Here is a 26,916-nt window from a genome sequence, read left to right on the forward strand (position 1 = left end):
CTAGGTTGCCATGCCGACCGTTAACTATCTGCGCATCAGCTTGATCGATCGCTGCAATTTCCGCTGCCAGTACTGCATGCCTGACGAGGCGGAGTTGACGTGGCTGCAAGCCCCAGAGCGTTTAACGGATGAGGAAATCCTCACGTTGGTTCGAGAGGTGTTTTTGCCGTTGGGGATCGATTGCTTTCGCCTCACCGGCGGCGAACCCCTGCTCAGGCCGGGGCTGGAGCACCTCATCCGGGCTCTATACAGCCTGCCTGGGGTGAGAGATGTGGCCCTTACCACCAACGGCTTCAACCTCAGCCAAAAAGCTCAACTCCTCTATGAAGCGGGGTTGCGCCGCATCAACATCAGCTTTGATTCCCTCAACCCCGAGACCTTTCGACTGATCACGGGGCGGGATCGCTGGCGGCAGGTCTGGGCCGGGATCCAAGTTGCCCACCAAGTGGGGTTTGATCCCCTCAAGTTGAATGTGGTGGTGATCCCTGGGCTCAACGAATCGGAAGTGGAAGATCTGGCTGCCCTTACTCTGGAGCGACAATGGCATGTGCGCTTCATCGAGTTTATGCCCATTGGCAATGCCGCCCTCTTTCAGCAGGCCGGCTGGGTGGAGTCTGAGGTGCTGCGACAGCGAATTCGCGCTCGCTTTGGCCTGGAACCCGGGTTTGTGGCCGGCAATGGGCCGGCGGATGTGTTTCGAATCCCGGGGGCAAAAGGCACCTTGGGCTTTATCAGCCAGATGTCGGAGTGCTTTTGCGATCGATGCAACCGCATGCGGCTATCCAGCGACGGTTGGCTGCGCCCTTGCCTGCTCAACGAATCCGGCCAAATCAACCTGCGGGATCCGCTGCGAGCTGGGATCCCTGCCGAAAGGCTAAGACAGCAGGTGCGAGAACTGCTGGACATCAAGCCGGACATCAACTTCAAAGGACGGGACACCGGCAGCCAGGGATCCTACCGGCGCACCATGTCTCAGATTGGCGGCTAGCGGGGATAAGGGATCCGCAAAAGCTGGTTGACCGGTGGGTGGGCCACCTGCAACTGTTTCCCATCCGGCCACTGGATCTGGATTTCCTTGACCCCTGTTTCGGATCCCAGGCCAAAGTGGGCCACCGGCTCCATCTGACAGAGGTAGCCGCTGCCGGCGTCAATGGCCTGGATCTGGGTACGGGTGGAGGTGAGCAGCCTTACCAACGCGCCGCGGGCCGGGGCTCCCTGGCGGGTGAGGGGCAGAACTCTCAGCCAGTTGTTGGCATTGGCCTGAGGGCGATAGAAGCTGAGAGGCTGGGCGCCAGACTCCCCATGGGCAATCAACAATTCCAGACGACCATCCCCATCCACATCGGCCACTGCTGCTCCTGTCCCCAATCCCTGCGGCTCGGCAGCATCTCCAATGTCGATGGCTTGCCAACGGCCGGAGCGCCAAGCAAACAGACGGTTGGGCTCGCCGATGTTGTTGAAAAACAGCTCCGGATAGCCGTCGTTGTCGAAGTCGGCAGCAATGACCGTGCGAATGCGAGAGGGCCTAGCCAACTCCGGGGGGGCTACATCCTTAAAAAAACCGTCGGGGGTCTGGATCCAGAGGCGATGGGGGCCTTCCCAGTTGCCATAGAGCAAATCCAGCCGTCCATCCCCATCCAGATCCACCGCTGCCACGCCGCGCCCATGCTCGTCGGGATCTGCTAGGCCCACCTCAGCGGCAATCTCTTCAAAGGTGCCATCTCCCCGGTTGCGAAACAGAAAGTTAGGTCCCTGCTCATTGACGGCAAAAATGTCCATCCGCTGCGAGACCAAGGGCACGGCCACCAACCCCCGCCCGCCCGTCACCCGATTGAGTCTCGCTTCTGGCGCCACATCGGCGATCATCTGGTTGGAGGCCAGCTCATACAGGCGCATGGGGCCGCCGTAGTTGGCTACGAAAAATCCATAGCTCCCCTGGCCGAGACGATCCACACAGGCTACAGAGCGACCTGCCGTCAAGTTGAGGGCATCTTGGTTTTGCGGCAGGGAGAACAGGTCCACCCAGCGAGATCCCTGCCAGTCGAAGAGGCGATCCCCAAAGCGCTTGCGCCCGCCGAAGGTATCGGTGTTCAAGACATAAAGTTCTTCCTGCCCGTCCCCGTCAAAGTCGGCGGCAGCCACCCCAATTGCCATGCGCCCTGCATCGGCCAGGGTGTCGTCTGCTTGATCCACCAGGGTTTGCCCATCCCACTTCAAGACCCGATTCGAGCCACGGAACCCGCACACAAACAGCTCAAAGGCCCCATCCCGATCCAAATCGCAGGCGGCAACCCCGTAGAAAAGGGCAGGTGGGTTGAAGCGGATCTGCGAGCTGCAATCTTGAAACATGGGGATCCCATCGGAGAACAATAGGAACTGGTGGAGCTTCCAGCTCTGATGGTATGCTGGATCTTCGCTGGAACTTCCCCTTCAACCATGCCACGCATCAAATCTGCCATCAAGCGCGTTCAGATCGCAGAGCGGAATCGGCTGCGCAACAAAGCCACCAAAGCCATGGTGCGCGCTCTGATGAAGAAAGTGATCTCCCTCTCGGCTGCCTACGCTGCCAACCCACAGCAAGAAACTCTGCAGGAAATCCAGGCGGCGATGAGTGCTGCTTTCAGCCGCATTGATAAAGCTGCCAAAACCGGCGTCCTGCACAAAAACACAGCCGCTCGTCGTAAGGCTCGGCTGGCCCGGATTGTGAAGCTATCTGTGGCTTCCTCGGAAAAATCCCAGGCTGAGGCTTTGGGTGGGCGTGATTGACTTCTCCTGCTGCTTCGGAAGTGGTGCTTGTGCGGGATTTCAGCCGCACGCAAACGAGATTTTGCCTCGGTGCCGGCAGGGATCCCAAGTAGCAGCCAAAACCTAATCTTGAGTATCCAACCTGCGCACCAACCAGCGCCGCAGCGGATGCCATACCGGCAAGGACAGGATCCAGCGGGATTGCTGCTCCAGCATGAGACGCTCCACCGGATACAGGCCGAACAGCTCATAGCGGCTTTGGGCAATCAGGATCCCCATCGTGAAGCTGACACAGAGCAACAACCCCAAAGTCGGCCATCCTGGGCGGTGAAACAAGGCATATCGCAGGCCCGTCCAAGTAAAGTAATCCCACAGGCGGGCTATATCCGCTCGCAAAGCCCAAAGGCTAGGGATCCCGACTACCAGCCACAGCAGGCCCAGAAAGATGAAGCTACCACCGTGATAGAGGCGCAGCAGACGCTTGGCTGCCGGAGACAGAGCTTGAGTGCCAGAGGCAGCTTTCTTTTCCGCAGCTGAGCCAGGATCAGGGAGCAAGGGCATGGGGATCCCGATGTTCAACACCTCAAAACCCATTTTGGCCGGGTCTGCGCCGGGAAAGCTCGGTCACATGGGATCCCGACCCGGCTCCCTAAGTCAAACCGCGCAATTTGCCCAAGCAACAATGCAGAACTCAAGGTCAGAGGCAGGTTGGTCGGGGTCAGAGAATGGGAACTGGGCCGGGGATATAATGGCTCTGCACCCTTTTCTTCGGCCTTGCTAGCTCAAAGGATAGAGCACCGACCTTCTAAGTCGATGGTTGCAGGTTCGAGTCCTGCGCAAGGCGCTGGCCTTGCCCTCTAAGCCTTGCTTGGGGTTTCCGACAAGCTGCCCTGATGGGGGCACCACATCTGAACCATCACCTGCCGAGAGTGGCTTTCTACCCGCAGGGATCCGCCCATCAGCTCCACTGCCTTTTGAACCAGCGATAGACCCAAGCCCGTTCCCCCGGCGTTGCGGCAATCCAACTGGGGGAGGCGATAGAACTTTTCAAAAAGGCGGGGCAACGCTTCTGCAGGAATTTCCACCCCTGTATTGCGCACCGTGATCAGCCAGCCGGGACGGCCATTGGAGTTAGCCTGGCTCACACTCAAATAGATGCTTTCCCCAGTGGGGGTGTACTTACACGCATTGTTTAAAAGCTCGCTGACCACCCGCGACAAGAGGCTCTCATCCGTGCAGAGGGGCCAAAGGTCGGGATCCCATTCCACCTGAAACTGTTGGCCCTGTTGGGCAGCTCGCAGCCGGAAGGGCTCGCAAAGATTGGGGATCCACTCCTGGGGAGATAAACAGGTAAGTCTGAGGGCTTTGTTTCCGGACTCGATGGCTTGCAATTCCAATAAGTCGTTGATCAACTCCAGCTCGCGGTTGGTCTCCATCTCCAAAATCTGCAAGTAGCGCCTTTCCCGCTCGGTTAGGTTGGCTTTGGATAAAAACCCAATGGCCAGCTTCATGTTGGTGAGAGGCGTGCGCATTTCATGGGAGACCATGTGCAGAAACTCATCTTTGAGTTGGTTGAGCTCCTGCAACTGTTGCACCTGACGCTGGATCGTTTGATAAAGACGTGCTTGGCGAATGGCGATGGCACATTGGCCGGCTACCCGTTGGATGAGCTGTTGTTCCCGCTCGGTAAATATCTGCCCCGGTGGACGGGATCCACAAATATCTCCCAAAACAAGCAGTTCCTCGTGTTGAGCTGTCAGATCCCTTTTGTCGCAAATGGGAGCGATGATCAGGGTGTAGCGGTCGTGGTTGGGCCAGCAGGGGTGATGGAGATTGCTGAAGTGGCAAAGCTGTCCGCGCTGGAGCTGACGAAGCACATCGGCAAAATCTGCAAACGGGATCTCCAGGGGAAAGCGCCGGATCCCTTCTCCGGCCAAATAGTCCACCGCCAAAACGCTGACCTGCCGCTCTGGGTCATACAGGGCAATGGTGCAATTGGATAGGTTCAAGCTGAGGGCCAATTCTCGGGCCACCGTTTCCAAGATTTTTTGTTCATCCAAAGTGGAGCGAATTTCTTCGGTGATGAGCTGGAGTAGCGCTTCGTCGTTGTAAGCTTGTTCGAGCTCTGCGTTGGTCTGTTGCAGCTTTTGATAAAGCTCTGCCTGCTGAATGGCCACTGCCAGGTGCTCCCCGATGGCCTTGGCCAACTCGATCTCATCGGTTTGCCAATCCGGATCTGAAGTCAGGCGCCGCAGGGACAGGGCACCCCACACTTTTCCCTGGCAAGCCACTGGGATCACCAACCAAGGGCCCAGGTGGTATTCTCGCTTTTCATGGATAGCAAAGGGATCCAAAACTTGCTCGGGATCCGGCGCATGAAAAACTTGCAGCTGCTTCAAGTATTGGATGGCCACAATGTCTGGACTATCCGGGATGTGCAGGTGAAGGGCAGTGGGCAGATCAGGCGATTGGACGTAGCTGGCAACACCTAACCATACAGCCTCAGCCGGCAGGTACTGGTAAAGGGTAACCCGTGCTGCCTGTAACACTGCCCTCACTTCCCGGACTGCCACATCAAACAGGGTGGGCAAGTCGAGCGAGGCGTTGATGGCCTGAATGAGCTGGCTGAACAGCCTTTCTCGCTGCAATTGCCGCTGCAGCTTCAGCTCGGCTTGCTTACGAGGGGTGATGTTTCTAATGATCATCAGGACTTGATCTTCCCCATAGGGGGCGATGCGAGCCTGCCGATATTGGGGCTGAGGGGATCCCTCTGGGCAGGGGTATTCGATCTCTTGAGCTTGCCGGGTTGCTAGGGCCAGCTCCAGATGCTCGCGAATGGCTTGGGCTGTGGGCTCTGCCGCACCGGCGCAGGCGACCTCAGGAAACAGCTCTTCAAGGGTTTTGCCCAGGTAGTAGGCAGGGGGATGGGGGACAGAAAAATGGCTGGGCGGCTTGAACTCCAGACATCGGCCCTGGCGATCCAGACGAAGCAGCATGTCGGGCAGAGCTTCCAGGATCTGGCGATGGCGACGCTCCCGCTCGGCCAAGGTGGCCTCTAGTTGCTTGCGCTCGCTGATATCCAGGGTCACCCCGACAACCTGGCCGGGATCCCCTTTCGGCCCCAGCAGGACAACCCCCTGGGAAAGCTGCCAGCGCATCTGGCCGTCGGCCTGGTAAACCCGATATTCCACCGAAAAGTTGGGATCCCCCTCTACCGCCCTGGGCCCAGCCGTCTGCAAAGCTTCTTTCACCCTTTGGCGATCTTCCGGGTGAACATACTGCAAAAACACTTCTAAGGTGAAGCCTTGGTTTGGATCCAGCCCGTATTTGGCCTTGCATTGGGGAGAGGCAATCAACTTCCAGGTGCGCAAATCCAGTTGCCAATAGCCCAGTTGGGTGGCTTCTAAGGCCAAATAGAGATGCTCTGGATAAAAGCTGCCGTCTCCTGGCCGCACCGGCACCAGGCGGTATCGAGTTGAAGCCATCTCCCTCACCAGATTCTATGAGCCCTGCCTCATTGTGGACGATTTTCAGGAGACGTGAGGGATCCTACTATTCGAACTGTTAGAAATTCCTAACCTTAAGCATGGCTTCAGGGTAACTCTTAGATATGTGTTCTCCGACACCAAACCTTCAACTTGAGCTGGACTTCAACTTCACGGGGAGAAGGCCTAGGGTCACACCCTGCTGATGCAACCGGGAGGCTTTGGGCCGGGCTTGTGGGAAAGGGGGGTGCCTCTGCTATAGTATCGTCAGTTGCATTTCGGATCCCAAGTGGTGGGATCCCCCTGGCAGGTAGGGTCAGGGCAGGCTTCGAGATGTCTTTGCGCTCTTGCGAGAGTTGACGTTGCGTTGAGCTTTCTCGGTGTGATCCTGCCCTTAGCCTGCGTGAAGCGTTTTCTCTTTTTTATGCTTTCCTGTGCAACGTTAAGCCTGACGTTTAATCACAGAAAACTTCTCCGGCTCTCGAGTTTGGGTTTATCTGTAGTAAGACCTGTATTCAGATTTTCCCGATGGGTTGACGGTTTCCTGTTCGCCCTGGCGCGGCTTCTCAAGGTGCCGTTGCCCTCTTCATTTGGTTAGCGGACGGGGAAACAGAAGATTGCTAGATCTGGACAATTAGCAGGGCCGAGGTTGTCTTCACTTCCTTGGGCTTTGGCTTAAGTTTTCCTTTCCCCGGGTATCTCTTGCAGAGTTGCCCGATGTTGGCGATGGCAACAGGATAGTCTGTTTAGCCTGCTGTTAGGTTTTCTGGATTCTTTGAGTTGGGTTGATGGGCTGGCCCGCGGCATGGCGAGCGAAGGGATGCCTTTGACCTTTCTCAGCAGACTTCTCCCTATTTTTTCCTAGCTCAACTCAATCATTTTCCAACCGAAGAATTCAAGGTTATTGCTGTGGTTTGTAAAGTTTCTCCCAGTTTGGATCGACATAGCCAGTCGAGTGAATCTGCTTTGCTTGGCCAGGCTTCATTGCCCCAAGGCCACCCCTTGGATCCCCTCAGTGCTGAGGAGATGCGGCAAGTGGTGCAGATCCTGCGCCGGCAACGGCCCCTCAGTTCTCAGGGGCGCTTTGTAACCATCCAGCTACAAGAGCCGGAGCGGCCTTGGATGGAAGCGTGGCAGCCGGGGCAGCCGTGGGATCGGCAGGCTTTCGTGGTGCTGTTGGATCCGGCCAGTGGCAACACCTACGAAGCGGTGGTCTCTCTGTCAACACAGCAGGTGCGCTCTTGGCAGCTCGTTCCGGGCGTGCAGCCCCCTCTGCTCGACGATGAGGTGTACGCCTGCGACCGCCTGCTCAAGGAGGATCCCCAATTTTTGGCGGCTCTGCAGCGGCGGGGGATTGCCGATGTGGATTTGGTGATGGTGGACTACTGGACGGTGGGCTACTTCGGGATCCCGGAAGAAGAAGGGCGGCGGCTGGTGCGAGGCTTTTGTTTCCTACGTACTTCCCCTTGCGACAACGGCTATGCCCGCCCCATCGAGGGGCTCTACCCCTGGATTGACCTCAACCGCATGCAAGTTGTCAAGGTGGAGGATCGGGGTCTGTGGCCCTTGCCGCCGGAGTCCGGTAACTTCGACGAGCTGTTTTTCAAAGATTTTCGCCAAGACTTGAAGCCGCTAGAAATCACTCAGCCCCAAGGGGTGAGCTTCCAGGTGGACGGCCACCACATCCGCTGGCAGAAGTGGGATCTGCGCATCAGCTTTAACCCGCGAGAGGGGCTCGTCCTCCACCAGGTGAGCTACGAGGATCAAGGCCGCCTTCGCCCCATTCTCTACCGCGCCTCGGTAGCCGAGATGGTGGTGCCCTACGGGGATCCGCGGGATCCCCACTTCCGCAAAAATGCCTTCGATGTGGGGGAATACGGCATCGGGATGCAGGCCAACTCCCTGCGGCTGGGCTGCGACTGTCTGGGGGAAATCTACTACTTCGATGCCTGGCTGCCCACCAACAGCGGTGAGCCCATGCTTTTGAAAAATGCCGTCTGCATGCACGAGGAGGATTTTGGCATCCTTTGGAAGCACACCGACTGGCGCACGGAACGGGCGCAGGTGCGGCGCTCGCGGCGATTGGTGCTTTCCTTTTTCACCACCATTGGCAACTACGACTACGGCTTTTTCTGGTACTTCTACCAGGATGGCACGCTGGAGTTTGAAGCCAAGCTCACCGGCATCATCAACACTTGCGCCACGTTGCCGGGGGAAGAGCCGGAGTTTGGCGTCTTGGTGGCACCCCAATTGTCTGGCCTCAACCACCAGCACTTTTTCACTGTCCGCCTCGATATGGCGGTGGATGGGCCGTGCAACTCCCTCTATGAAGTGCATGCAGAACCTCTGCCTCTGGGGCCGGATAACCCTCACGGCAACGCCTTTCGCGCCCGCTCCACCCTGCTCAAAACCGAGCAGGAGGCTAAGCAAACGGTGGATCCCTTGCGGGGCCGCTATTGGAAGATTGTCAACCCCAATCGCCACAACCGCCTGGGACAGCCGGTGGCCTACAAACTGATGCCGGGGGAAAACGTCCAGCTTTTGGCCCACCCCGACTCTTGGCTGTACCGACGGGCAGGATACCTGGCCCACCACCTCTGGGCCACGCCCTACCATCCCGGCGAGAAGTTCCCAGCAGGGAACTACCCCAACCAACATCCCGGTGGCGAAGGGCTGGTGCAATGGACGCAAGCGAACCGCTCCCTGGAAAACACCCGCCTGGTGCTCTGGTATAGCTTTGGCTGCAATCACTTCCCCCGCACCGAGGACTGGCCAGTGATGCCGGCTAGCTACATCGGCTTTATGCTCAAGCCCCTGGGCTTCTTTGAGTGCAACCCAGCTCTGGATGTGCCTCCTCCCCCGCCGAAGACCAAAGGCTGCTGCAGCTTTATTGACTACCCCCCTGCCTAGAGGGCGAGGATTCTTTCAAGTGCGAACAGCTTGGGCGCGACAGGAGTGAGAGGGGAGGCACTCTTCGCCCACGGGGCTTGAGACCTGGTTTCTGGGTCACCGTAGCAGGTGCCTTCCATTGCTCAGCCCCGGTCTTTGGTGCTGGGCAAAAGCTCTGCTCAGATCTGCTCAGATTGAGAGTTCACAAGCTGCTGCGAATCACAAACGAGTAGTTGCTGCCCGGTTCCAGCAGATAGTCCGATTTTTCCAGAAAGCGGCTCAAGGGCTCGCAAATCAAAGCTCGCCCCACAGAAGGCTCCACTCTGAGTTCCCCGGCCCGAAAGCGCCAGCAAAAGCGCCAAACCCAACCATTGGCATTGACTTCCCCCTCAATGGCACCCTCTTGCCAAGAGCGGCGGGTAATTTGGATGTGGGCAGTGGTCTGAGGCAGTCGGCTCATCCGGCATCTCCCGACGGGATCCCTTGTAGGGTAGCGCGTGGCTCCCTCGCTGCCGCCAGCAGGTCGAGTATGGCGAGTGAGGCAGCAGGAGCTCAACCCGTGGGGAGGGATCCCGTACACAGGGTCAGTTCTTTCGATCTTCTGAGAGCGGCTGCAACAAACCCCCCAGGGTAGGGGGGCTGTTTCCTGGGCTCCTGCTGTAGGAAAAGCTGGCCAGAAGCTAGCGAGCGGCAGTTGCAAGGGTCTTCGAGGATTTTTTCTCCGGCTTTTCAGCCGCAACCTCTGCTAACAAAGCTCGCAGGCTGGGAAAAAGGAAGTGGTTCTCCTCGACATATTGCGCGCCGAACAACCCCTTCTCCGCCCAAAAAAACCGATCAACGGTATGCTCATTTCGCCGCACCAAAATCAGCGCGGGGGGCTGAATAGACTTCTCCTGAATATACTTTCGAGCAGCGGTTACAGACTTCTCTTCACCACTGTCCAGATTAAATTGAGGAATGTGATCTAAAATTTTGCGCCCTTCCAGACGACGGCGACTCTTACGCTTTCTTCTCCTAACCAATGTAAGCCTCCTGTAGAAGGATGACCGAACAACCGCAACCGCAAAGAATATATCAGCGCTGCTTAAGAAAAGCAATAACTTTTACCCATTTTTGTTATCATCTTTTACAAAGGCAATAAAGACAGCAGTCGCCCTCAAAGCCCTTGAAGGGTTACTTATGGACGCGCCCAAAAAAATCTAATCGGGAACCTTTCTCCGAACAAAAAATCCCCCAACAATCGCCTGCAAAGAGAGCTGGCGATTGGGCGTTTGCTAGGTTGACTGCTGATATTGATAGGGGATCCACGGTCTCTGACACCTGCGAAGAAAGTCAGATGCCGATGTGGGAGATCCGCATCAAATCTGGCCCCTAGCCTAACATTAACAAATAACGATACTCAACAGAACATATACCTAAGCTCAGCTTCAAGACAACCCCCTTTGGGCTGAAGTGCTAAGTCAATTGCCAATGCTGCAAGTCTGGAGCTGCTCAACCGAGGAGAGAAAGGGGCACTCCGGTGCCGGGCTACCGTTGAACAGCGCATGTAAGACTGTACAACCAACTTCTTGTTTCTACAAGAGATCCACTGCAGATCCCCAGCATGTCCACACAGCCCTTTCGCGAGTTCATCCTGGGAGCCCTGGAGTGAGGAGTTCTGGTACCGTAGGGATTGGATAGATCCCGCGCCAGGTGACCGGCAAGCTGGAATGGGCTTGATGGGCTGCCAGGACTGCGCTGAACCGATTAGACGGAATTCAGGCATCTTGCTAGCCTTACTTCAGGCTTGGCTGCGCCTCAAGGACTTAAGTCTATTTGGGTTTATCTTGTCTGGGTCTAGGGAGTTTTGAGCATGATGAAATTCGCGTTGCTGATGGGTCTGGGACTCAGCTTGGGATCCCTGCCGGCTTGGGCACAGGGAGCAACCCCGTCGCCTGGCCCTGCTGCAACTGCTTCTCCGACTTCGGGGGGGGCTCCGGCCACAGCAACTCCCAGCCCTGTGGCATCTCCAGCCCTGACCCCAGAGCAAGTCACCGATGCCCAGGTGGAACAGTTGGTGCGGATTCTGTTGGAGTTGGATCCCCTGATCCGGGAAGCGAGCGCCCAACTGCGGGAAACCCAGAACGAGGAGGAGTACGAGCAAATTATGCAGCGCACAGAAACCCAAGCCAGCCGCATTGTCGAGGAGCAAGGGCTGACAGTGCTTCAATACCGCGAATTGATGACCTTGGCGAACGAAAATCCTGTTCTCAACCAGCGGGTTCGGGCCCGCTTGCAAGAAGTTTTGCAGGAAGGGGAAGCTTCCAACTCTCCAAAGCCGGCCACCCCGACGCCTACACCCTAGGCTGAGCTGGCTTGCCTTGGCCAAAGGCAGGGAGAACCCGAGGCAGCCGCAAGGTAAAGCAGGTGTGGCTGGCCCCGCTGTTGAGGTGAATGCTTCCTTGCAACAGGCTTACCCGCTGCTGCACAAGGGCCAACCCCAACCCTGTCCCCCCTTGCCGCCAGGGATCCGCGCTGGGCACCCGATAGAACTTCTCAAATACCCGCTTTTGCTCTTCCAGGGGAATGGTTACGCCGGTGTTGAGGACTTGGATGTCCAGGTGGTCGGAATGGCAGGTGGCCTGAAGGCTGATCAGGTGCTCAGCAGGGGTGAATTTACAAGCGTTTTTCAGCAATTCCGCCAGCACCGACTTTAGCACTCCCGGCAGGGTAAAAATGGCAGGCAGTCCTGGAGGGATCCCAAGGCTGAAGCGCTGATGGCGGCTATGGGCCTCCTGAGCAAAGGGCTCCGCGATCTGGGGCAACCACTCTTGCAGCTCCAACCAGCAGGGCCGCTGTGAACCGTTCGCGTTAGCGGGACGGAGTCCCTTGAGCACCTCTAACTGCTGCAGTTCCAGCAGATCCTCGACCAGTCTGATCTCCCGCTCACATTCGTTCTCCAACACCTTCAAGTACTGAGAGATTTTGGCCGGATCCGGGGATCTGGGAGCGCCCTGGGCAGGCAGCAGGACGGAGCTGAGCAGGTGGATGGCCATTTTCATGTTGGAAAGAAGGGTGCGCAGCTCGTGGGACACCGTGCTAAGGAAGTCATTTTTCAGGCGATCCAGCCGCTGCAATTCCTGTACTTGGCGATCCAGTTGGGCAGTGCGGGCCTGTACCTTTTCTTCCAGGGTGCGGCTCAGTTCCTGAACCTGTTGGAACAGTTCCGCCTGCCGAATGGCGGTGGAGAGGTGAGCAGCCAGGGCCAAGATCAGATCCTGATTGGTGGCCAGCCAACCGGGACGTGCTGTTTTCAGTTGCAGGCACAGGCTGCCCCAAAGGGTGGGGTGGGCCGAGTCAGATTCGGGGCTTTCGCCGCCGTAGAGCGGTACCAGCAGCCAACTGCCAGGATAGGCTTTGGCCATGGCGGAGATGTAGACCCAGCCTTTGGCTTGGTCGGCTGCCTCCAGCAACACCACTTTCCCCTGCTTCAGTTGCCGGGCAATGGGGCTTTCGGAATCGGGGATCTGACAACCCAGATAGCCGTCGGGCTGAGGGGGATATTCGGAGACAATGCGCCAATGCTGTTGCTGAGGCCGATAGATGCTGATGCTCACCCGATCCGCCTCTAGCAGATGGCAAATCTCGCGGGTGGCAACGGCAAAGATCTGATCCGACTGCAGAGAGGTGCGAATGGCCCGGACGACACGGTTTAGGGCTTGCTCGCGGGCCGCCTGTTGGCGTAGGTTCAACAAGTTCTGGCGGGCCTTGAGCAGGTGTCGGATGCGCTGACGCATCACCGGCCAGTGAATGGGCTTGGTAATGTAGTCGCTGGCTCCGGCAGCAAAGGCTTTGTCTACGGAAGCTTGATCCTCGAGCGAGGTGATCATCAAGCAGGGTAGATCCGCATCCAGAGCCTGCAAGCGTTGGCAACACTCGAACCCATCCATGTCGGGCATGAGGGCATCCAGCAGGGCAATTTGAGGCTGAGTTTGACTGAAGAGCAGCAGGGCTTGGTCGCCGTCTTCGGCCTCTGCCACTCGATAGCCTTCATGAACCAACAGGTGGGTCAAGTACCCGCGTATGAATGGGTCGTCATCGGCCAGCAGCACCGTCGGCGAAGCATTTGGCAACGGATATCCAGAACTGGGGATAGGTGGAGATTGCACAAAATTCACTCCACAGAGTTGGCCGTTCGCGACAGCGGTGCGGAGCACTTTAAAACCCCAAAGCGTGAGGGGATCCCTTGGACAGACCTATTTCCGTCAGGATCGGCGAGGTGGTGTGAGGAGTTGCCGTAACGGTTTTGGAAGCGGATCCGGTGCAGGTAGGGGGGCTATCCCGCACTGTAACCTACCAAGGCTATCGCTTTGATATCGGTGGACACCGCTTTTTCTCCAAGTCGGCGGAAATTGAGGCTCTGTGGACGGAGATTTTGGGCTCGGAAATGCAGGTTTGCCGTCGGCTTTCCCGCATTTTTTACCGAGGTGTTTTCTTTGATTATCCAATTCGACCTACGGATGTTTTTGCCAAACTGGGGCCAGGGTTTACCACCCTCTGTCTGCTCAGTTACCTAAAGGCGCGCCTCTTTCCCAGGCCCAATCCTGTATCTTTTGAAGATTGGGTCATTAACCAATTTGGGGAACGGCTGTATCGCACTTTTTTTAAGACCTACACCGAGAAAGTGTGGGGGATCCCTTGTCACGAGATCAGCGCCGACTGGGCAGCCCAGCGGATCAAGGGTCTGTCGATGGCTTCTTTGATCCGCAAAACCTTTTTCCCCAGCCGAGGGGGAGTGATCAAAACCCTGATCGATCGCTTTCGCTACCCTCGCCTGGGGCCAGGCCAGATGTGGGAGCGCGTTCAAACCTTGTTGGCAGAAGCCGGGCAGCCGGTACAACTGGATCGCAAGGTTACAACCAAGGCTATCAAGCTCACATCCAGACCATTCGGGCCTTTTTGGAAGAGGCACTGCCCAATTTGCAGGTGGCAGGTCGCAACGGCATGCACCGCTATAGTAACCAAGATCACGCCATGATGACGGGCCTCTTGGCCGCTCGCAACATTGTGGCAGGGGAACGGCGCTACGATGGGTGGCGGGTCAACCAAGATGCTGAGTATCTGGAAGAGGAGGATTCGACAGAGGCCTTGGCGGGAGGACGGGCCGTGCCCCAGGTGCTGGGTCGCCGGAGTTAGCGGCGGAAGGGATCCTGCTTCGATCCAGCTTCGCCATCCAACACCTCTAGGATGGCCTTGGCAGCGCGAGCCAGAACGCCGGGTTCTCCTAGGGCTGCCCGCATCGCGGCGTAGTCGGCTTGCAGTTGGGCTTTGCGTTCGGGCCGAGTTAGCAACTCCAGCGCCAGTTGGGCAATCTTCTCTGGCTGGGCCTGCTCCTGCAGCAACTCCGGGACAATGGGGCGCATCTGCACGAGGTTGGGCGGAGACATGAAGGGCACCGACACCCTCAGCCAATGGCGGGCGATCCAGAAGGTGATGGGGTTGAGGCGATAGATCACCACCTGGGGGATCCCCAAGATGGCCGTCTCCAAGTTCACCGTGCCCGACTTGGCCAACACCAAATCAGCCGCTGCCAAGGCGAGGTGATGAGCTTTGTGGGGGGAGAAGAAGGGCAGAGCTTGGGGATCCAAAAGGGTGAGGTTGAGCCCAAGGCGGCGGGCAGCCCGCGCAATCGGGGCAGCAAAACGGGGCGAGGCCAGGGGCACCCAAAACTGTGCCTGAGGCAGGTGAGCTTGCAACAACTGAGCCGCCTTGAGCAAGACAGGCAGAACCGAGCGCAGCTCTTGCCGCCGCGAAGCCGGCACCACCACCACCACCGTGGCTTCGGCAGGGATCCCCAACTGGGCTCTGGCGGCAGCACGGCTGGGCACAGCGGCCAAAATATCCAACAGGGGATGGCCCACATACTGGACATGGGCTCCTGCCGCCGCGTAGTAGCGGGCTTCCTCAGGGAAAATCGCCAACATCAGCCGCATCTGCTGGGCCAGTTGGTAGGTGAGGCGGGCATCCTGCGACCACACCCACTCTTGGGGAGCAATGTAATAGACGGCAGGGATCTGCCGCCGTTGCAGCAGACGGGCAATGCGGCTGTTGACGCCGATGTAGTCCACCAGCACGGCCACATCTGGCGGGTCTTGGGCCAAAAAGCGGCGAATCTTCCACTCCGTCCAGAGGGCGGGGCCGATAAAGGGAAGAGCCTCTAAAATGCCAACAGAGCTGATCTCGGTAGTGCGGTGCAATAAACGGGCCCCGGCAGCAGCCATGCGCTCCCCTCCCACGGCGGTGATGCGCAGCTGAGGGCGTTGGCGCAGCAATTCTTCGATCAGATGGCTGGCCTGCAGATCCCCTGAGACCTCGCCCGTGCAGATGAACAGGTGGCTCACTAGAGCTACGCTCCCGACCCCAATCTTTAGTCATCCAGCTCTGAAGTGCTCTGCACCGGCGGATCTTCCCCCCTCCCGCGCAGGGCCGGCAGAGGGCCACGTCGTTGGGGCTGGGAGAGGGAGTCTTCCAAAAATTGCAGCAGATGTTGCAGGGATCCCGTCTCGTCCACCCACTCTTTCCCCTGTAGGGAAAGGACATGGCGCTCTCCCTCCGCACCGCTGTTACAAACGACACACAGGCTGCTGCGCAGTGTTTGCAGCGCTTTTTCCAAAGGCAACCCTGAGCGGTACAAAAATCGGTAGACCTGCCGCAGCAAGGGCAGGGATCCCTCCATCCCTTGGGCTCGCCGCAGCCCCACCAAGTTCAGACCGCGGATGCGAGCCGGATGTCCTTCCACCAACATGTAGGGGGGAACGTCGCGGTCAACCCGGCTCATCGCCCCCACCATGGCCAAGCGCCCAATGCGGGTGAACTGGTGGATCCCGACCATGCCGCCAATGCGGGCTTGAGACTCGATGTGGATATGGCCGGCCAAGGAAACAGCATTGGTAATCACCACCTGATTTTCGATGACGCAGTTGTGGGCGACATGGGTGTAGGCCATCAGCAGGTTGTAATCTCCAATCAGGGTGGCTTCCCCTTCATTGGTAGCCCGGTTGATGGTGACGAACTCGCGGATGCGATTGCCTCTGCCGATTACCACTTGAGAGGGGGCGCCGCTGTACTTCAGATCCTGAGGCTCGGTGCCCACAACTGCTCCCGGAAAAATGTGGTTGCCCTCGCCGATTTCCGTCCAGCCATCGATCACCACATGGGCTCCCACCACCGTATGGGCAGCGATACGAACATGCTCGCCGATCACCGCATAGGGGCCAACCTGCACCGTTTCGTGCAGCTCAGCTTTCGGATGGATCACCGCAGTGGGATGAATCCGCTCCCGTGAGCGGTGCGGCGCACTTGCAGAGATGTTGGGAGTGGATCCCGCTGAAGCGAACGAACTCATTTCCGACCTAGCCAGCAACTGTGGTTACGCTCCCAACCCTGCGAAGGATCACCAAGACTTGACTCCAGGGGAGATGAGCCTTAGAGCTACGCCCCACTGTCGCGACAACATGTTTACCGTATCCCGACAGAAAGGCGCAAGCAGCCCCTGAGCCATCTTTCTATCCCAACACTTTATCTCAATTGCGAGAACACCCACACCGGAGCGCCTCCTGGATGGCCGCTGTTGGCCCATCAATCCACCAGGGAGAACATCAGCTCCCCCTCGGTTACCAGTTGCCCTCCCACCTGAGCGCGGCAGAACATCTTGCCAATGCGCCTCTGGCGAATGGTGAGCAAATCGGCGGAGAGCAGCAGTTGATCCCCCGGCAGTACCGGGCGGCGAAAGCGAACGCCATCGATCCCGGCAAACAGGGCCAAACGCCCGGCCACGTCCGGCAACTTGGTCAACACGATCCCCCCTATCTGGGCCATAGCCTCGACGATTAGGACGCCGGGCATGATGGGTCGGTTGGGGAAATGCCCTTGAAAAAAAGGCTCGTTGAAGGTGACGTTTTTCAGGCCCACCGCCCGTTGCCCCGGTTGATACTCCACAACCCGATCCACCAGCAAGAAAGGATAGCGATGGGGCAAGATCTCCAAAATCTGCTCCGTTGTGAAGACGGGGGGAGCGGTTGCCAATTGAGCGGCTGCTTCAGCCGAGAGAAGGGGAGGAGGAGAGACATCAGAGGCCATGGTGAACCCGTGGAGACAGAAGACAAAACTGAAACCCCGGACGGGGAGGACGGCAGGCCAGAACTCAGCCAAAAGAGCACCCAGGGAGCTGCGGAAAGGAGGGGAATGAAGCGGATCCCACCCTGGGGATCCCCTTGAAGACAAGTGCTCCGCACCGCTCTCGCAACTGAGGATGGCAAGGTTGTTGCTGCGCAACCGGATCCCTTGCTCCCCCTCACTCTTCATGGATCAGCAGGGATCCACTCTTGAGCAACTGCTCGGCCAAACGGTGGTGCAGGGCATGGCCCGCCTTGTAGGCCACAATGTGCCCCTGCAGTCGGCAGCCCAGGAGGCTGAGATCTCCTAGTAAATCTATCAGCTTATGGCGCACCGGCTCATCTGGGTAGCGCAATGGCCCCAACCACTCGGTTTGGCTACAGACAATGGCATTTTCCAGGCTGCCCCCCTGGATTAGCCCCCGTTCCCGGGCCAGCTCCACATCCTGCTGGCGGGCGAAGGTGCGGGCCGGTGCAATGGACTGGACAAAATCTGGCCCGTTCTCCCTCCAGCTCAACCACTGTTCTCCAATGGGGCAATCGGCGAAATCGATGCCATAAGTAAAGCGGGCTGTGGGATGGGGGAGGGCGCTGACAAAGGCTTCCCCCGCCCAGACAGTGACCGGTTCTTGGATCACCCCCAGCAGGGCCGGCTGATCTTGGGCCTGGATCCCGGCCTGGGCAATGGCCTCTACAAAGGGCAGGGCAGAGCCATCCAGAATCGGCAGCTCCGGCCCCTCCACCTCGATGCGGCAGTTGTCAATGCCCAGGATGTAAAGGGCGGCCAGCAGGTGTTCCACCGTCTGCACTTGAACAGAGGGGGATCCCTGCTGCAGCAGGGTGCAGAGATGGGCAGGGGCCAGGGATCCCAACTGGGCCGGGATCTCAGGGGATCCCGGTCGATCCACCCGCACAAACACCCGACCGCTGCCGACAGGAGCTGGATGCAGACTGCAGCGAATCGGCAGGCCGGTGTGCAGGCCAACGCCTTCTAGAGAAATAGAGCTGGCTAGGGTGTGTTGCCGGCCTCTCATCATGCTCCGCACCGCTAGTGCAAACGCTCTTGGCCCCGGTCGAAAACGCGGTAATACAGCTCCCGATAGCCCACGCGCAGGTTACTGCCGGCATCTGCCAACTTGGCTTTGTGACTGCGGGTGCCGTAGGCACTGAACACCTCGTAGGTATCCCCTTCAAAGAAAAAGGAAGAGACATCGGACACCTCTTCGCCCCCCAGCAACTGCCAGCGCCCCTGGCGAAACTGCAGCCGGTAGTGGGCTCTATCCAAGCTGCCGGAAGGACGGTCGATCATGGCGTCGATGCTGCCCTCGTAGAAGGGCTCTGCACCACCATCGTGAACCGACACCTCCACAGCGATATCTCGGTAACGGCAGTTGGGCCGGTTGCACAGGCGAATTGAGCGCATGGCCTCGGCAATGGCTTCCAGCCGCTGCCGCGCTACGGTCAGGGAAAGGTGCTCTATACCCCCATCGCGAGCGAGCTGGGGCGACACCTGAGCCGCCTCTGCCACTGTGGAGGGCAACGAATGGGCAGCCAACGCCGGCGATCCCCAGCAGCATCCCACCAACACCAGACAAATCAAGCTCAGCCAACAACGGTATGCGGATCCCATGGATGCAATCTATGACAAAATCAAGCTCCTCTTCTCTACTCTAGGCACTCTGGGGGATCCCAACCTGATGCCGATATTACCCCACTCTGGCCCTGAACAACTGGCGCAGGTACGGCTTGTATTGGTGCAGCCGGCTGGGCCGCGCAACCTCGGCGCCATTGCCCGCGTGATGAAAAACATGGGCTTCAGGCAGTGGGTGCTGGTGGATCCCCAATGCGATCCCCTCGATATGGAAGCGATCACCACAGCCGTGCATGGGGCAGACCTGCTCCATCAAGCCCGGAAGGTGCAAACTTTGCCCGAAGCCCTGCAAGGGTGTGTGCAGGTTTTCGGGACAACGGGGCGCAGCCAAACCTACCCACCCGAATGGCAAATTCAGTCCCCCCGCCAAGCCTTTCCCGCTCTGCTGGCCGCCGGCCCTGCCGCCCTCGTGTTTGGCCCCGAAGATCGCGGCTTGAGCAACGAGGAGCTGGCCCTTTGCCATCGCCAGATCCAGATCCCCACCGATGCGACCTATCCCTCTTTAAACTTGGCCCAAGCCGTGGCCATTTGTTGCTATGAGCTGTACACCCTCGTCTGCCAGAGCCCTTCCCCTGCTCCTCCTATGCCCTCGCCTCAAAGGCTTGCCCCCTTCGAGCTGCTGGAGGGATTTTTCGACCACTTAGAAGCGCTGTTGCTGCAAATTGGCTACCTGCACCCCCACACAGCCCGCCGCAAAATGCTCAAGTTTCGCGCCCTGTTCCAGCGAGCCGGCCTGACCGTAGCCGAGGTGGCCTTGTTGCGCGGGATCCTGCGGCAACTGCAATGGAGCCAGGGATGCTCTCGTCAGGAACCTCTGGAAGCAAATGCAGCTCCCGTCCCGCCGACGCAACCAGATTCCAGCAGGACCCCATCTTGACCCCAAGGCTGGGCCTCCAGCCCCGCCCTACCGCTACCGGAAGCAAGCTAGAAGGGCGGCTTCCTGCTTTCAGGCGGCGCGGAGCGCTTGTCAAGAATCTTGAGGCTTTGGCCGTGGGAGAATATCGGAGAATATCAATGCTAGAGCTTAAGGGTGGCGCGGGGATCGTAGGATTGAACCCGCTGCAGCCTTTCGTAAAGTTCTCGCTCTTCTTCGGAGATCTGGGTGGGCAAATGGATCTGCACCACCACGTAAAAATCCCCCCGTTCTCCGTTGCCTTTGGGAAATCCCCTTTCCGCCAGCCGCAACTTTCGCCCCGGCTGCATGCCAGGTGGGATCCGCAGCTTCACCACCCCATCCAAGGTGGGCACCTCCACCTGGGCGCCCAAAACCGCTTCGCTGGGGCTGATGGGCAGATCGCAGTAAACGTCGAATCCCTCTAGGCGATAGAAGGGGTGGTCTTTCAGCTCAATTTTAAGGTACAGATCACCGGCACCGCCGTTGGGGTTGGGGTGGCCTTGGCCGCGCAGGCGAATCCGCTTCCCTGGCGTAATTCCCGGCGGGATGTTTACCTCGAGCACGCGATCCCCGCCCACCCGCAGGCGACGCTTGCCCCCCTCAAAAGCTTCTGGAATGCTGATCTGGATGGTGGCCTCAGCATCGTAACTGGTGTTGCCAGTGGATCCCGAAAATCCGCTGCTGCGGTCTGTGGTTTGGCTGCGCACCCGGCCCAGCAGTTGATCGATGAAGTCTTGAAAATCATCAAATTGGCTGAAATCGACGCCACTCCCCCCAAATCCGCTCCCCCCAAAGTCTTGGCTGAAGGGGCTGCTGCTGTAGGTGTAGGCATCGCGGCTGGAGCGAAACCCGCCCTGCTGATAGTATTGGCCAAATTGGTCGTATTGCCTGCGCTTGCTGGGATCCGAGAGAACTTCGTAGGCTTCGTTAATGTCTTTGAATTTCTCTTCAGCCGCTTTGTCGTTGGGGTTGACATCTGGGTGATACTTGCGGGCTAGGCGCCGATAGGCTTGTTTCACCTCATCGGCAGTGGCCGTTTTGCTGACCCCCAAAATCTTGTAGTAGTCCTTAAAGTTTTGCATGGAGGCGTCCGCAGGCAAATCGCTGAGAGTGGGCAGAAAACCACGAGGCTAGGCGTCCCCGGCAAGGGCTCCTTCCCTCCGACCTACTGAAGAAAATGAGGAGGCGGGCTAGACGCCATCGCCCATCCCGTCCCTCCTCATTATCGGCGCTACAAGTAAGGGCGGGATCCGCCCTGGGCCCGCGGCCCACGGAGGGATCCCTGAGCAGTCACTTGCTCTCGGTGAAGTCGGCATCGATCACATCATCGCTGCCGCCGGAGGTTTTCCCTGAGCCGGGAGTGGGGCCAGAGGAGGCCCCCGGCTGTTGATACAGCTCGCTGCTCATGGCGTAGAGAGCCTCTTGCAGCTCCCGCTCTTTGCTCTGGATGGCGCTGTCGTCCTCCCGCTGGATGGCCTCCCGCAGTTCTCGCACCAGAGTCTCGATTTGGCTGCGTTTGCTGGAGGAGATCTTGTCGCCCAACTCCTTCAACTGCCGCTCGGCTTGGTAGGCCAGCGAGTCGGCCTTGTTGCGGCGCTCAATTTTCTCCCGGCGGGCCCGGTCTTCGGCAGCGTATTTTTCTGCCTCAGCAATCATGCGCTCCACCTCTTTGCTATCCAAAGTAGAGGCGCCGGTGATGGAGATGCTCTGCTCTTTGCCGCTGCCTTTGTCTTTGGCCGTCACCTTGAGGATGCCGTTGGCGTCGATGTCGAAGGTGACCTCGATCTGCGGCACACCGCGGGGGGCCGGCGGGATCCCGTCCAGCTTGAAGCGGCCCAGAGATTTGTTGTCGCGGGCCAGCTCCCGCTCCCCTTGCACCACGTGGATTTCCACAGAGGTCTGCCCATCTTCGGCAGTGGAGAAGATCTCCGACTTGCGGGTGGGGATGGTGGTGTTGCGCGGGATGAGCTTGGTGGCCACGCCGCCCAAGGTTTCCACCCCCAAGGACAAGGGGGTGACATCCAGCAGCAGCACGTCTTTGACTTCGCCCGCCAGCACACCCGCTTGGATGGCCGCCCCAACCGCCACCACCTCATCGGGGTTGACACTTTGGTTGGGTTCTTTGCCCAGCAGCTCCCTCACCAGCCGCTGCACCGCCGGAATGCGGGTGGATCCCCCCACCAGCACCACTTCGTTGATGTCGGCCTTGGTGAGCTTGGCATCCCGCAGGGCTTGTTCCACCGGCCCCTTGCAGCGCTCCAGCAGGTCGGCACAGAGGTGTTCAAATTGAGCGCGGGAGAGCTTCAGCTCCAGGTGTTTGGGCCCATCGGCAGTGGCAGTGATGAAGGGCAGGTTGATGGTGGTTTCGGAAACGCTGGACAGCTCGATCTTGGCTTTTTCCGCAGCTTCCGTTAGCCGTTGCAGCGCCTGCCGGTCTTGCCGCAGGTCGATCCCTTCCATTTGCTTAAACTGCTCGGCCATCCAATCGACGATCTTCTTGTCGAAGTCATCGCCGCCCAACTGCGTATCGCCGCTGGTGGATTTCACCTCGAAAACACCATCCCCCACTTCCAGGATGGACACGTCGAAGGTGCCGCCGCCCAGGTCGAAGACGAGGATGGTCTCGTTGTTGCGCTTGTCCAAGCCGTAGGCCAAAGAGGCTGCTGTCGGCTCGTTGATGATGCGCAGCACTTCCAAACCGGCAATGCGGCCCGCATCTTTGGTGGCCTGCCGCTGCGAGTCATTAAAGTAAGCAGGAACCGTGATCACCGCTTGGGTGACCGGCTGGCCCAGGTAGCGGCTGGCATCATCCGCTAGCTTGCGCAGCACCATGGCCGAGATCTCTTCCGGCGCAAATTCCTTGTTCAGGCGGGGTGCGTACAGTTTGACATTGCCCCGCTCGTCCCGCCGCACCTGGTAGGAGACCCGCTTGGAGTCGGCATTCAGCTCATCGTACCTACGACCGATGAACCGCTTAACCGAGTAAAACGTGTTTTCCGGGTTGAGCACCGCTTGGCGGCGGGCCATTTGGCCCACCAGGCGCTCTCCATCTTTGGTGAAGGCGACCACCGAGGGTGTGGTGCGAGTACCCTCAGCATTGGCGATGACGGTGGGGACACCCCCCTCCATTACGGCGACAACCGAGTTGGTTGTGCCCAGGTCAATTCCTACAACTTTTCCCATCGGCTCCTTATTCTCCTCTTCTTGAGTACATTGCTTCGGTTACCGCCGCCAGCCTGTGTGAAGTAGCTTGGGCAGCCAATCTGTGAAAATCCGGCAGATGCTTGGTCACTTCCTGGGTCGATCCTAACCAGCTGGTTGGCGAGGCCAGGGCGAGAATGCCGCCCATTTCTCGGGGCTGAAGGGCAGACCGGTTACGGATCTCCGTACCTGCAGCAGCCTTGCTTTCGGTGCCGCTTGGGGTATGGCCTGGGTTGGCAGCTATTGGCAACTCTTGGGGGACTGCTGCCAGGCTAGCTCTGGATAAGCTGCAGCGCCTCCAGGCCGCGGTTCACAACGGTTGCGGCCAGGGGCAGGTAGCCCATCTCCTCGGCCAGGGCTTGCCCTTCGGTAAGGGCCCAGCGGAGCACAGCTTGCAGGGCGGCGGCCATGGCGGGATCCGAGTACCGGCGGTAGGTCAGGATCCAGGTGTAGGTGACGATGGGATACGCTCCAGGGCCAGCGGGATCCGGCACAAAAGCCCGCAGGTTTTCCGGCAGCTCAATTTCGCTCAAGGCCAGGGCCGAGGCTTCCGGGGAGGGGAGAATGAACTCGCCGCGGCGGTTCTCCAGAGCTGCCACCGACAGATCCAGCTCGCGGGCATAGACCGACTCCACGTAGCCGATCACCCCTTCGCTGAGAAGCATTTGGGCGCTCATGCCCTCGTTGCCTTTCACCCCAATGCCCACCGGCCACTCCAGCGACATGCCAGCACCGACTTCCGAGGCCCAAGCCGGATCGATGGCCGCCAGGTGGCGGGTAAAGGTATCGGTGGTGCCGCTGCCATCGGAGCGGTAGCAGACGGTGATGGGCAGATCGGGAATGGTCAGCTCCGGGTTCAGGGCCAGGATCTCCGGATCCCGCCACTGATCGATTTGGCCGCGAAAGATCTTCACCAAGACAGGTCGAGACAGCTTGAGTCCAGAAGGGATCCCCGGCAGGTTGTAGCCCACGGCAATGCTGCCTGAGGTCATCGGGATCATGACCACACCCCGCTTCACCTCGGCGATCTCGGCGTCGGTCATGGCCACGTCGCTGGCGGCAAAGTCCACTGTCTGGTCAATAAATTGCCGGATCCCGGCGGCGCTGCCCACCGGTTGGAAATTGATCTCCACCTTGGGATCCACCTGGCGGTAATCGGAAAACCAGCGCAAATAAAGAGGAGCCGGAAAGGTGGCCCCGGCTCCGTTGATCAGCAAAACTTTGTCGGAGGACTGGCTGCCGGAGACAGGAACGGGATCCCTGCCGCTGGGTTGGTCAGAACGGGATCCCCTTTGACAAGCACTCAAGGTAGCGCCGGTGGCCAATAAAGAAAGCAACACTTCTCGGCGACGGAAGCGGGGCAGTTGAGCCATGGTTCAGGTTCTCCGAGGTCACCGCCCCGATCCTTGTCTTGCCTGCGGGGCCCTGTCAAGGGTTGCCAGTGGGATCCCCTGCGTAGGTCCACTTTCCCCAGGTGGCTGTCTTTTCCCTCTGCACCATCCCCGTATTCCTCGCTACGCTTCCCAGCAAAACTCAGGATCCAACCCAAGTCCAGAAAGGAAAGACAGAAAATGGAGAATTCAAGAGAAAAACAAAGAAAAACAGCGCAAACAAGAGATTGAGCGAGCTGAGTTCTGCGGCAGTTGCACAGAGATCCCCAAGCCAAAGCCTTGTCTGGCAAGGCTTAGCGGTTTTTGGGCCTGAGTCCCCCCGCACCAGAAAAATCTTGACATATTCTGGAATAGGGCAATATATTGTGGGTTCTGTGCAGAAATCCTGCGCTGTTCACATCTCGGTATCTGGGGGACTACTATGCCGACTTTGACTCGTTCTCCCTGGACACTGCGAGACAGCGAAAAGCTCTATCGCATCTCAGGTTGGGGGGATCCCTACTTCCGTATCAACGCCGCCGGTCATGTGGAGGTGACCCCACAGGGCCTACAGCAGCAGGAACCGGGCATTGACCTGTACCACTTGGTGATGGATCTGGTGGCACGGGGTTTGCAGTTGCCCCTCTTGATTCGCTTTCCCGAGATCGTGGCCGACCGCATGCGGCGGATTTGCGAGAGCTTTCAGCAGGCCATCCAGCGCTTTGGCTACCCCAACGTCTATCGGGGGGTTTACCCCGTTAAGGTGAACCAGCAGCGCCACCTGGTGGAGGAAGTGGTGAAGCACGGTCGCGCCTACCACTTTGGCCTGGAGGCGGGATCCAAACCGGAGCTGTTGATTGCCCTAGCTTTGCTGGATACTCCTGGGGCTTTGTTGATCTGCAACGGCTACAAAGACCGCGACTTTATGGAGACGGCCCTCTTGGCCCAGCGGCTGGGGCGCACCCCGATCATCGTTTTGGAGCGGCTGCAAGAGCTGGAGCTGGCGCTGCAGGCTGCCGACCAACTGGGCATTGACCCCATCTTGGGGGTACGGGCCAAGCTCTCCGCCCAGGGCAGTGGACGCTGGGGCACCTCGGCTGGGGATCGGGCTAAGTTCGGCCTCACGGCCACCGAGATTTTGCAAGTGGTGGAACGGCTGCGGGAAGCGGGCAAGCTGCATTGTCTGCGCCTGCTGCACTACCACATCGGCTCCCAGATCTCGATGGTGAGCGTGCATGGACGGGCCGTGCGGGAGGCCAGCCAAATCTACATCGAGCTGGTCAAGCTGGGGGCCCCCATGGGCTACCTGGATATCGGCGGCGGCTTGGGGGTCGATTACGACGGATCCCAGTCCCCCAATCCTTTTTCCCAGAGCTACAGCATGGAGGACTACGCCGCCACCGTGGTGCAGACCGTGCTGACCGCCCTAGAACCCCACGGGATCCAGCCGCCGGTACTGGTGACCGAAAGCGGACGCGCCCTGATGTCCCACCAGTCGGTGCTGGTGTTTGACGTGCAAGATGTCAACGCCGCCAGCCCCTACCCGATGCCCACCCAGCTCACTTCCGATGCGGAGGTGATCCAGAAGCTAAACCAGCTTTACTACCAAATCCAGCCCGATACTCTGGTGGTCAACTATCGCCGTTGTCAGGAGCTGAAGGAGGCCGCCCTGCGCCAGTTCACTGAGGGATCCCTCAGCTTGCAGGAGCGAGCTGAAGTGGAGCGGCTGTTCTGGAACTGCTCCGACAAGATCTGCACCTTGGCCTACGAGCAGCACCAAGCAGGGCACCCCGTGGCAGTGGATCTCCTGGATCTGGACGAGATGCTGGCCAGCATCTACTACGGCAATTTCTCCCTGTTCCAATCCCTGCCGGATAGCTGGGCCATCGACCAGGTCTTCCCCATCATGCCCATCCACCGTCTGGATGAGGAGCCACGCCAATGGGCTACCCTGGCGGATCTGACCTGCGACAGCGACGGCAAGATCAACCGCTTCTTCGGCGAAGATGGGCAGATCACCTCGGTCTTGCCGCTGCATGATCCTGACGGGCATCCCTACCTACTGGGGGTGTTTCTGGGGGGTGCCTACCAGGAGATCCTAGGGGATCTGCACAACCTGTTTGGCGATACCAACGCGGTGCATATTCGCTCCCGCCCCGGCGGCTACCACGTTTCCCAAGTCATCAAGGGGGACACCATCGGCGAGGTGCTGAGCTGGGTGCAGTACAACAGCGAAGATCTGGTGGAGACCCTCCACCACGCCACCGAGACTGCCCTGCAGCGAGGGCAGATCACGCTGGATCAAGCCCGCGCCTTGCAGCAGCACTTTGAAGACAATCTGCGGGCCTACACCTACTTGCAGTAAACTACCCGACTCCGACCGCTAAAGCGGTACGGAGCGGGCTTTCAGTAGCCCTGAGCCTGCTCTGCTCTACCAGAGAACAAAACAGGCCCGGACCTCTAGGCTGGTTTACGACAGCCCCCAAGAGCGCAATCACATTCGCACCATTCAAATCCGCATCCCCTT

Annotated in this window: 22 protein-coding genes, 1 tRNA gene and 1 pseudogene; 9 read left to right on the forward strand and 15 right to left on the reverse strand. The window is 58.9% G+C overall.

Features of this window, described 5'->3' with window-relative positions; all coding sequences use genetic code 11:
• The first annotated feature begins 10 nt into the window (after positions 1 to 10).
• Positions 11 to 988, forward strand: coding sequence for a GTP 3',8-cyclase MoaA (gene moaA, locus NW828_RS05585; protein ID WP_414382289.1), 978 nt, complete (start codon positions 11 to 13; stop codon positions 986 to 988).
• Here moaA and NW828_RS05590 read toward each other — a convergent pair.
• Positions 985 to 2,349, reverse strand: coding sequence for a CRTAC1 family protein (locus NW828_RS05590; protein WP_414382291.1), 1,365 nt, complete (start codon positions 2,347 to 2,349; stop codon positions 985 to 987). The two genes, moaA and NW828_RS05590, sit on opposite strands and share 4 nt — an antisense overlap.
• An 87-nt stretch (positions 2,350 to 2,436) precedes the next feature.
• Between NW828_RS05590 and rpsT the strand changes: the two genes are divergently transcribed.
• The gene (gene rpsT / locus NW828_RS05595; RefSeq protein ID WP_414355736.1) at positions 2,437 to 2,766 is read left to right on the forward strand and encodes a 30S ribosomal protein S20; all 330 of its coding nucleotides are present in this window, start codon (positions 2,437 to 2,439) and stop codon (positions 2,764 to 2,766) included.
• Positions 2,767 to 2,868: 102 nt separating this feature from the next.
• Here the strand turns inward: rpsT and NW828_RS05600 are convergent, their stop codons facing one another.
• Complete coding sequence (locus NW828_RS05600; RefSeq protein ID WP_414341644.1) at positions 2,869 to 3,306, reverse strand: hypothetical protein; 438 nt, start codon at positions 3,304 to 3,306, stop codon at positions 2,869 to 2,871.
• Between the two features lie 210 nt (positions 3,307 to 3,516).
• Here NW828_RS05600 and NW828_RS05605 point away from each other — a divergent pair.
• Positions 3,517 to 3,589, forward strand: a tRNA-Arg gene (locus tag NW828_RS05605).
• A 13-nt stretch (positions 3,590 to 3,602) separates the two neighbouring features.
• On the opposite strand, the gene NW828_RS05610 is transcribed toward NW828_RS05605, so the two are convergent.
• Positions 3,603 to 6,230, reverse strand: coding sequence for a GAF domain-containing protein (locus NW828_RS05610; RefSeq protein ID WP_414382293.1), 2,628 nt, complete (start codon positions 6,228 to 6,230; stop codon positions 3,603 to 3,605).
• Positions 6,231 to 7,139: 909 nt separating this feature from the next.
• Between NW828_RS05610 and NW828_RS05615 the strand changes: the two genes are divergently transcribed.
• A complete protein-coding gene (locus NW828_RS05615) occupies positions 7,140 to 9,140 on the forward strand; it encodes a primary-amine oxidase (RefSeq protein ID WP_414382295.1) in 2,001 nt (666 codons plus the stop codon).
• A 181-nt stretch (positions 9,141 to 9,321) separates the two neighbouring features.
• Here NW828_RS05615 and NW828_RS05620 read toward each other — a convergent pair whose 3' ends face one another.
• Complete coding sequence (locus NW828_RS05620) at positions 9,322 to 9,579, reverse strand: DUF3146 family protein (RefSeq protein ID WP_414329773.1); 258 nt, start codon at positions 9,577 to 9,579, stop codon at positions 9,322 to 9,324.
• Positions 9,580 to 9,799: 220 nt separating this feature from the next.
• Positions 9,800 to 10,141, reverse strand: a complete 342-nt coding sequence (locus NW828_RS05625; RefSeq protein WP_049749658.1) for a DUF3155 domain-containing protein — start codon at positions 10,139 to 10,141, stop codon at positions 9,800 to 9,802.
• 830 nt (positions 10,142 to 10,971) lie between these two features.
• Between NW828_RS05625 and NW828_RS05630 the strand changes: the two genes are divergently transcribed.
• Entirely contained in the window at positions 10,972 to 11,463 is a 492-nt protein-coding gene (locus NW828_RS05630) for a DUF4168 domain-containing protein (RefSeq protein WP_414329775.1), read from the forward strand.
• Here NW828_RS05630 and NW828_RS05635 read toward each other — a convergent pair.
• Positions 11,453 to 13,231: a response regulator gene (locus NW828_RS05635; protein WP_414382296.1), complete on the reverse strand. Its 1,779-nt coding sequence runs from the start codon at positions 13,229 to 13,231 to the stop codon at positions 11,453 to 11,455. The genes NW828_RS05630 and NW828_RS05635 overlap by 11 nt on opposite strands.
• A 173-nt stretch (positions 13,232 to 13,404) precedes the next feature.
• On the opposite strand from NW828_RS05635, the gene NW828_RS05640 reads away from it, so the two are divergent.
• Together NW828_RS05640 and NW828_RS05645 are read left to right on the forward strand one after the other, a co-directional pair.
• Positions 13,405 to 14,136 (forward strand): hypothetical protein, encoded by a 732-nt coding sequence (locus NW828_RS05640; RefSeq protein WP_414382298.1) that lies wholly within the window; start codon positions 13,405 to 13,407, stop codon positions 14,134 to 14,136.
• Entirely contained in the window at positions 14,133 to 14,294 is a 162-nt protein-coding gene (locus NW828_RS05645; RefSeq protein ID WP_414382300.1) for a hypothetical protein, read from the forward strand. Before NW828_RS05640 ends, NW828_RS05645 begins: the two co-directional genes overlap by 4 nt.
• On the opposite strand, the gene lpxB is transcribed toward NW828_RS05645, so the two are convergent.
• The 5 genes from lpxB to NW828_RS05670 all read right to left on the reverse strand — a co-directional run bounded on the left by lpxB (position 14,291) and on the right by NW828_RS05670 (position 18,827).
• Positions 14,291 to 15,499 carry a lipid-A-disaccharide synthase gene (lpxB, locus tag NW828_RS05650; protein ID WP_414382302.1) on the reverse strand — a complete coding sequence of 403 codons (1,209 nt, stop codon included), beginning with the start codon at positions 15,497 to 15,499 and terminating at the stop codon, positions 14,291 to 14,293. The two genes, NW828_RS05645 and lpxB, sit on opposite strands and share 4 nt — an antisense overlap.
• A 26-nt stretch (positions 15,500 to 15,525) precedes the next feature.
• A complete protein-coding gene (lpxA, locus tag NW828_RS05655) occupies positions 15,526 to 16,503 on the reverse strand; it encodes an acyl-ACP--UDP-N-acetylglucosamine O-acyltransferase (protein ID WP_414382304.1) in 978 nt (325 codons plus the stop codon).
• A gap of 233 nt (positions 16,504 to 16,736) precedes the next feature.
• Complete coding sequence (gene fabZ, locus NW828_RS05660) at positions 16,737 to 17,237, reverse strand: 3-hydroxyacyl-ACP dehydratase FabZ (protein WP_414382324.1); 501 nt, start codon at positions 17,235 to 17,237, stop codon at positions 16,737 to 16,739.
• A gap of 214 nt (positions 17,238 to 17,451) precedes the next feature.
• Positions 17,452 to 18,306, reverse strand: coding sequence for a UDP-3-O-acyl-N-acetylglucosamine deacetylase (lpxC, locus tag NW828_RS05665; protein ID WP_414382326.1), 855 nt, complete (start codon positions 18,304 to 18,306; stop codon positions 17,452 to 17,454).
• A gap of 14 nt (positions 18,307 to 18,320) precedes the next feature.
• Entirely contained in the window at positions 18,321 to 18,827 is a 507-nt protein-coding gene (locus NW828_RS05670) for a hypothetical protein (protein ID WP_414382306.1), read from the reverse strand.
• Between NW828_RS05670 and NW828_RS05675 the strand changes: the two genes are divergently transcribed.
• Positions 18,802 to 19,800, forward strand: a complete 999-nt coding sequence (locus NW828_RS05675; RefSeq protein ID WP_414382307.1) for an RNA methyltransferase — start codon at positions 18,802 to 18,804, stop codon at positions 19,798 to 19,800. The genes NW828_RS05670 and NW828_RS05675 overlap by 26 nt on opposite strands.
• 140 nt (positions 19,801 to 19,940) lie before the next feature.
• Here the strand turns inward: NW828_RS05675 and NW828_RS05680 are convergent, their stop codons facing one another.
• The 3 genes from NW828_RS05680 to pstS all read right to left on the reverse strand — a co-directional run bounded on the left by NW828_RS05680 (position 19,941) and on the right by pstS (position 24,392).
• On the reverse strand, positions 19,941 to 20,900 hold the full coding sequence (locus tag NW828_RS05680; RefSeq protein ID WP_414382310.1) for a DnaJ C-terminal domain-containing protein: 960 nt from the start codon (positions 20,898 to 20,900) through the stop codon (positions 19,941 to 19,943).
• Positions 20,901 to 21,108: 208 nt separating this feature from the next.
• On the reverse strand, positions 21,109 to 23,001 hold the full coding sequence (dnaK, locus tag NW828_RS05685; RefSeq protein WP_414329477.1) for a molecular chaperone DnaK: 1,893 nt from the start codon (positions 22,999 to 23,001) through the stop codon (positions 21,109 to 21,111).
• Between the two features lie 290 nt (positions 23,002 to 23,291).
• Positions 23,292 to 24,392, reverse strand: a complete 1,101-nt coding sequence (gene pstS / locus NW828_RS05690) for a phosphate ABC transporter substrate-binding protein PstS (RefSeq protein WP_414382312.1) — start codon at positions 24,390 to 24,392, stop codon at positions 23,292 to 23,294.
• 439 nt (positions 24,393 to 24,831) lie between these two features.
• Between pstS and speA the strand changes: the two genes are divergently transcribed.
• On the forward strand, positions 24,832 to 26,754 hold the full coding sequence (gene speA / locus NW828_RS05695; RefSeq protein ID WP_414382315.1) for a biosynthetic arginine decarboxylase: 1,923 nt from the start codon (positions 24,832 to 24,834) through the stop codon (positions 26,752 to 26,754).
• 1 nt (position 26,755) lies between these two features.
• On the opposite strand, the pseudogene NW828_RS05700 reads toward speA, so the two are convergent.
• Positions 26,756 to 26,916 (reverse strand): annotated as a pseudogene (locus NW828_RS05700) (RNA-guided endonuclease TnpB family protein); the annotation flags it as partial.

The sequence above is a fragment of the Synechococcus sp. W55.2 genome (assembly GCF_047461635.1).
Taxonomy (GTDB): Bacteria; Cyanobacteriota; Cyanobacteriia; order Thermostichales; family Thermostichaceae; genus Thermostichus.

Excerpts from the sequence above, each read along its gene's own strand:
- moaA (WP_414382289.1), top strand. The coding sequence starts at position 11 with ATGCCGACCGTTAACTATCTGCGCATCAGCTTGATCGATCGCTGCAAT.
- NW828_RS05590 (WP_414382291.1), bottom strand. The coding sequence starts at position 2,349 with ATGTTTCAAGATTGCAGCTCGCAGATCCGCTTCAACCCACCTGCCCTT.
- rpsT (WP_414355736.1), top strand. The coding sequence starts at position 2,437 with ATGCCACGCATCAAATCTGCCATCAAGCGCGTTCAGATCGCAGAGCGG.
- NW828_RS05600 (WP_414341644.1), bottom strand. The coding sequence starts at position 3,306 with ATGCCCTTGCTCCCTGATCCTGGCTCAGCTGCGGAAAAGAAAGCTGCC.
- NW828_RS05610 (WP_414382293.1), bottom strand. The coding sequence starts at position 6,230 with ATGGCTTCAACTCGATACCGCCTGGTGCCGGTGCGGCCAGGAGACGGC.
- NW828_RS05620 (WP_414329773.1), bottom strand. The coding sequence starts at position 9,579 with ATGAGCCGACTGCCTCAGACCACTGCCCACATCCAAATTACCCGCCGC.
- NW828_RS05630 (WP_414329775.1), top strand. The coding sequence starts at position 10,972 with ATGATGAAATTCGCGTTGCTGATGGGTCTGGGACTCAGCTTGGGATCC.
- NW828_RS05645 (WP_414382300.1), top strand. The coding sequence starts at position 14,133 with ATGATGACGGGCCTCTTGGCCGCTCGCAACATTGTGGCAGGGGAACGG.
- lpxA (WP_414382304.1), bottom strand. The coding sequence starts at position 16,503 with ATGAGTTCGTTCGCTTCAGCGGGATCCACTCCCAACATCTCTGCAAGT.
- fabZ (WP_414382324.1), bottom strand. The coding sequence starts at position 17,237 with ATGGCCTCTGATGTCTCTCCTCCTCCCCTTCTCTCGGCTGAAGCAGCC.
- lpxC (WP_414382326.1), bottom strand. The coding sequence starts at position 18,306 with ATGAGAGGCCGGCAACACACCCTAGCCAGCTCTATTTCTCTAGAAGGC.
- NW828_RS05680 (WP_414382310.1), bottom strand. The coding sequence starts at position 20,900 with ATGCAAAACTTTAAGGACTACTACAAGATTTTGGGGGTCAGCAAAACG.
- dnaK (WP_414329477.1), bottom strand. The coding sequence starts at position 23,001 with ATGGGAAAAGTTGTAGGAATTGACCTGGGCACAACCAACTCGGTTGTC.
- pstS (WP_414382312.1), bottom strand. The coding sequence starts at position 24,392 with ATGGCTCAACTGCCCCGCTTCCGTCGCCGAGAAGTGTTGCTTTCTTTA.
- speA (WP_414382315.1), top strand. The coding sequence starts at position 24,832 with ATGCCGACTTTGACTCGTTCTCCCTGGACACTGCGAGACAGCGAAAAG.